The organism is Bacillus sp. B1-WWTP-T-0.5-Post-4 (assembly GCF_009183795.1).
GTDB classification, from domain to species: Bacteria; Bacillota; Bacilli; order Bacillales; family Bacillaceae_G; genus Bacillus_A; species Bacillus_A cereus.
Window position 1 is genome coordinate 1 of the sequence record NZ_WEIJ01000010.1, and the last position, 6,464, is coordinate 6,464.

Below are 6,464 nucleotides of genomic sequence, written 5' to 3' on the forward strand. Positions count from 1 at the left end.
CATTAGTGATTGGTAGTATTATATTTTCATTATCAACTTTAGTTATTGGAATTAATTTGCATAGAAAATATGTAGGATAAGAAAAAAATATACTTTATTGTATATTTTTTTTGTTTAGTAGGATTTACGGTCTCTTTAAACTATTATGTTAATAAAATTAAAAAACTTAATTCTTGATACCCTTATGGTTAAAGCTATCTATAAAATGAAAATATAAATAAATAATAGTTTGTTATGATTTGTGGATTTGGTTTTTTATCCGAATTTTCTGATTCAAATATTTCAACTTTATGAATATAGTAGGTGAAATATTTGTGTGATAGTATTTGAGATAGAAAAAAGCCAACTTTAAAAAGGATGTGAATTGAATGTGCAAACGACTGTAAAGGGTTATATTAAGGCAACGTTTAGCTGTTATTAGTGTAAGGTAAAGATATATTTTGTAACAGTTGATATAAAAATGAAGAAATAGGTACGTTTTCGTTTGTCTGACTATTTTAAATATACGAAAAACAAGACTGGTTTGAGTTTTGACGAAGTTAAATTCTAGGTGAGATGTCAATAATGATTAATTAGGTTTAATAAAGAGGTACCTTATACGCAAAAGCGTTTATATTAGTAACCTAAGGAGCTTGCTTTTATGAAAACTACTGATTCAAAAGGCCTATTAGGAAATAGGGTTTATTTACAAGTTTTCTCTGCCTATTCATTGCTTATGCTTGGTGTTTTTATTGATATGTTAGCGATTATGACTATAGTTGGGTTTGAATGGGAAGTAGATCCTACTATGATTGGATTGATTCCTGTTGCATATGCACTTCCTGGAATTATTTTTGGCTCATGGGCAGGTGTTATTGCAGATCGTTTTAGAAAAATTCCAATTATGATGTTCTGTAATCTAATGGTTGGTCTAATAACAATTGCTCTTTTATTTGTACAAGATATCCACTGGCTCTTAGTGGCATTAATGATTCGTTCCATTTTTATTGTTTTCTATTATCCTGCACAGCAAACACTAACAAGACAGATTGTATCCCCGGACTTGCTTACTAAAGCAGTAAGTATCAACGGAATAGTAGAGCAGGGTACCAAGATAGTAGGCCCACTTATAGGGGGCATGTTGTTGAGCTGGTTTCAACCAGAGTTCTGCCTCATTATAAGAGCTATAAGTTGTTTATTAGCTACCTTAGTTCTCATACCCACAATAAAATTTAAAGAAACTATATCGAAAGAATTTGTTGAACAGCAAAAACAAAGTACTTGGACCGCTTGGGTACAAGGGTGGGGTTATGTGTTATCTAATCGGATAATATTATCAACCATGATTTTCGTTACAATAGCCATGGCAGTATTACAATTAGTAGACTCACAATTCCCAACTTTATTTAAGAGCTTATTCCCACATGATAAAAGTAAAATGGGATATATCATTTCTATTATTGGTCTTGGCGGAATACTTGGTGCATTACTAACTCAGAAATTAAAACAGTTTCAGTATGGCTGTGTAGTATGTGGAGGTATGGTTTTAATGGGAATTGGTTTTGGGGGGATTGGTTTGATAACGCCCGGTACGGTCTTCGTTTTAGCCTATTTAATTAGTTTTATCGCTGGTATTGGAAGTGGGCTGATGCTTGTATCTAATCAAGTCATATTACAAATAGAATCCGATCAAGATCAAGTAGGAAGAGTATTTGGTATTCAAAGCAGTTTAACAAACGCAGTTTTAATTATTTCTCCTGCTATGAGTGGCCCATTAGTGCATTTGTTTGGAGTAACTCAACTCTATGTTTATGGAGGGATTGGGCTTGTTATTATTGGAGTAATTGGAGTTTCACTGCAGAAATATTTATGGGGTAAATATAAACACGAACCTATAAGAGCAAATAATTTTTGAAGGGAAGATTTTTATGACCAATGAGGAATGCTATCCATTAAGCCATCCGCAGCGAAGAATATGGTATACAGAAGTCGTTCATTCTGATAAAGGAATATGTAATTTAAGGTTTTTATTTAAACTTCATCGAAAAATGAATTATTCAAAATTAAACCAAGTTGTGAATCGCGTTATCAGTGAAAATGACGGTCTGTGCATTAGGTTAAAAGAAAATGGGCATCAGGAACCGAAACAATATTTTACTAAACATGAAGAACAAGAATTTGAGTTTTTTGATTTCAGTAATGTGGAGAATACAAATTTGCTTGAGGAATGGATTGAGCAGAAAACAAAAGAAACGTTTACATTATTTAATTCAAATTTATACTATTTCGCTTTAATAAAATTAAACGATAATGAATGTGCAGTCTTTGGAAATGTTCATCATATTATTATGGATGGTTTATCAATTCAAATATTTACTGAGCAGATTGCAAAATATTATTATGACATGCATAACGAGAATGAGGAAGGCGAAATTAAAAATTCATATGTTCAATTTCTGACCAATGAACAAACATATTTGAATAGTAGTCGCTTTCAAAAAGATCAAAAATTTTGGCTAGAGGAATTTAAAACACTGCCATCTGTGACTGGATTGAAGCCTTATAATACGTACCAAGTTAGTACCAAAGCATCACGTGAGACGTTTATATTAACGGAGCATTTGAAGAGAAAGATAGAAGAATTTTCTGAAGATTACAAATTCAGTTTATACACCCTTTTTGTTGCTGCTTTCTCGTTGTCCATGTATCGGTGGACCTCATCGCTTGATATTGGTTTAGGAATGGCTTACGGCAACCGTATGACTAAAATGGAACGAAAATTGATTGGAATGATGGTGAGTACAGTTCCTTTAAGAATGGATATTGATCCAGAAGAAGAAGTACTTTCATTTATTAGTAGGGTGTCCAGAAAACAAAGTAAATCATTAAGACACCAGAAATATCCATTTGATTTGTTATTAAAGCAGATTAATAAAGAGAATAACAGTAATGTGAGACTTTTCGGAACTACGATTGATTATAGGGATCGTGATGAAAGTGGTGACTCACTATGGATTCCAAACCGTGAAGAGGTACAAGATTTTGCAGTGCATATTGAAAATCTAATTGATATAGACTCTATACATGTACATATTGATTATCGTGAGGAGCTATTTTCTAAGGAAGAGATAGAACGATTCTTTAACGTTATGTTAGTGATACTGGAAAATACTTTTGAAAACCCAAAGCAGAAGGTGGCTGAAATAGAAATCATTTCTGAGGAAGATAAAAGAATAAGTTTAGTTGAGTTCAACAATCCTAAACTGGATGTCCCACCTCAAGTAACTATTCATGAAATGTTCGAACAGCAAGCGATGATTTATCCAAATACTATTGCAGTTACGTATGAAAAAGAAAAAATTACTTATAAGGAGCTTAATGAACGTGCAAACCAGTTAGCTCATTATTTGCAGAAAAAGGGAGTAGGACCTGATACTTTAGTTGGAATATGCTTTGAACGTTCCCTCGAAATGATTGTAGGTATTTTAGGGGTTTTGAAGGCTGGTGGGGCTTATGTTCCACTGGATCCAACATATCCAGAGCAGCGACTTCAATATATTTTAGAAGATGCTAGCATTCAGTTATTCGTAACGCAAGAAAGTTTAAAAGAATTGAAATGGTTACCAGAAAATGTTGAGTCGATTTGCCTGGATTGTGATCAAGATGAGATTGGGAAAGAAAGTAAGACTTTGCTGGTTTCTAATGTCGGTCCCAAAAATCTGGCATATGTAATCTATACTTCGGGTTCAACGGGAAATCCAAAGGGCGTTATGATAGAGCATCACAATGTCATTCGGTTATTTAAGTCGACGGATTGTTGGTATCAGTTTAATGAAAAAGATACTTGGACGCTTTTTCATTCGTATGCATTTGATTTCTCAGTATGGGAAATTTGGGGAGCATTATTATATGGTGGAAAATTAGTTGTTGTTCCGTACTGGATTAGTCGATCACCTAAGGATTTTTATCAATTATTGGTGGAGGAAGAAGTCACAGTTCTAAATCAGACACCTTCCGCATTTAGACAATTAATACGAGTGTGTGAACAGGAAGATAAGAATAAAAATTTGCAGCTGCGTTACGTAATATTTGGCGGAGAAGCGTTAGAACCTATTAGCTTGTTACCGTGGTTTAAAAGGTATGGGGAGAAAAAACCACAGTTAATTAATATGTATGGAATTACAGAAACTACAGTTCATGTTACATATTATCCAATTACTTTAGATGATGTGCAGCATGCTTCAAGAAGTAATATTGGAAAGCGGATTCCCGATTTAGAAGTGTATATACTAGACGCTTATCAACAACCTGTTCCTATAGGTGTTGATGGTGAACTTTATATTGGTGGAGCAGGATTGGCACGTGGGTATTTAAATAGACCTGAATTAACAGCAGAGCGTTTTATATCTCATCCATTTAGTAGTGATCTGAAAGCAAGATTATACCGGACAGGAGACTTAGCGAGGTATTTGCCAGATGGGAATCTAGATTATCGTGGAAGAATTGATCATCAGGTTAAAATACGTGGTTTCCGAATTGAGATTGGGGAAATTGAGTCTACTTTAAATACATATGCATATGTAAAAGAGGCAGTTGTAATTGTAAGAGAAGATCAGCCGGGCGATAAACGATTAGTAGCATATGTTGTAGGAGATGGAAATGTAGATGCGTGGAGAGAGTATCTTAAAGCGAAACTACCAAGTTATATGGTTCCTTCGGGATTTGTGGCGATGGAAGCTATTCCACTTACAGCTAACGGTAAAGTTGATCGTGAGGCCTTACCTATGCCGGAGGAAAAGCAGATTAATAGTGAATGTGTTGGCCCTCGGAATAGTAACGAACAGATACTAACTACCATTTGGAAGAGAGTATTAGGTGTTAAAAAGGTGGGAATCTATGATAATTTCTTTGAAATTGGTGGCGACTCAATTCTCAGTATTCAAATTATATCTCAAGCAAGTCAAGTGGGGTTAAAACTTACTCCAAAGCAAATGTTTGAATGCCCAACTATCGCTGAGCTGGCACAAGTGGCTATAGAAACGCAGGGAGTACAAGCGGAGCAGGGAATTGTGATAGGTGATGTGCCTCTTACTCCAATTCAGTGCTGGTTCTTCGAGCAAGAACATCCACATACAGAGCATTGGAATCAATCAATGCTTTTAAGAGTAAAAGAAAGATTGGATGTGAAATTACTAGAGGGAGCGATATTAAATTTACTGAAACATCATGATGCTTTACGTTTCCGGTACGAACAGTTACCAAACGGAACGTGGAGGCAGAGAAATGAAGGGACTGATGAGCTGTCAGTACTCCATGTTGTAAAACGGAATCAAGTTAATGAAAAAGAGTGGAATAAAATAATACAAGAAGAGATGAATATTCATCAAGCTAGTTTCAATTTAATTACTGGTCCGTTAATGAAAGTAGTGTACTTTGAAGATAACTTGACTGAAAATGATCGAATATTCTGGGTGATACATCATTTAGTAGTAGATGGAGTGTCATGGAGGATTCTATTGGAAGATTTACAGGTGGTATATAACCAGATGAAACAAGGTCAAGAAATTCGCTTACCTGCGAAAAGTACATCTTTTAAAGAATGGTCTGAACGACTTCAGACATACAGTGATTCGGGTATTTCAAAAGAAGTAAAGGATTATTGGAATGAACAAGTAGAAAAAGAAACGATGAAAATTCCAATGGACTATCCAATACAAGAAACGACAGAAGAATCGATTGATCAAGTGACGAGGACTTTAGGAATAGAAGAAACACAAGCATTGTTACACGAAGTTCTAGTCACTCATAAGACAAGGATTGATGAGGTACTATTAACGGCATTAGGACAAGCTATCGTCGATTGTACAAATCAGCAAACCGTTTCTATTCATCTAGAAGGACACGGAAGAGAAGAGATGATTGAAGGTATTGATTTATCAAGGACAGTGGGCTGGTTCACGAGTATTTATCCCGTTCATCTCAATTTTCAAGGAACTCAGACACCTATTGAAGGGTTAAAGGCAGTCAAAGAACAATTGCGTCGAATCCCAAATCGCGGAGTAGACTATGGTATTTTACGTTACTTGAATAAAGGATTACTTCCGTTTTATCAGCAAAAGCCTTCAATAAGCTTTAACTATTTGGGCCAATTTGATCAGGTGTTTTCAAGGGACTCTTTGTTTATGCAAGAGACAGGATTTACATTTTTAGATCATGCTCCAGATTCCAAACCATCTCATCTAATTGATGTTATCGGAATGTTGAAGGATGAAAAGTTACATTTTATTTGGCTGTATAGTAGGGAACAGTTTTCTAAATTAAAAATTCAAGTGATAGCAGATGGTATGTTGAGGCATCTTCGTCAACTTATAAATAAACCAACAACAGAGTCTGCTTTTACGGTATCAGATTTTGCTGATGCAGAGGATCTTACGGAAGAAAGCTTGAGCAAAGTATTACTTAAATTAACAAAGAAGAGGGTGTAA

General features: G+C 34.9%; 2 protein-coding genes. Both read left to right on the forward strand.

The window, feature by feature from the left end; all coding sequences use genetic code 11:
• Window positions 1-640: 640 nt before the first annotated feature.
• A complete protein-coding gene (locus tag GBN91_RS23625) occupies window positions 641-1,894 on the forward strand; it encodes an MFS transporter (protein ID WP_152122489.1) in 1,254 nt (417 codons plus the stop codon).
• Between the two features lie 13 nt (window positions 1,895-1,907).
• The gene (locus GBN91_RS23630; protein WP_152122491.1) at window positions 1,908-6,464 is read left to right on the forward strand and encodes a non-ribosomal peptide synthetase; all 4,557 of its coding nucleotides are present in this window, start codon (window positions 1,908-1,910) and stop codon (window positions 6,462-6,464) included.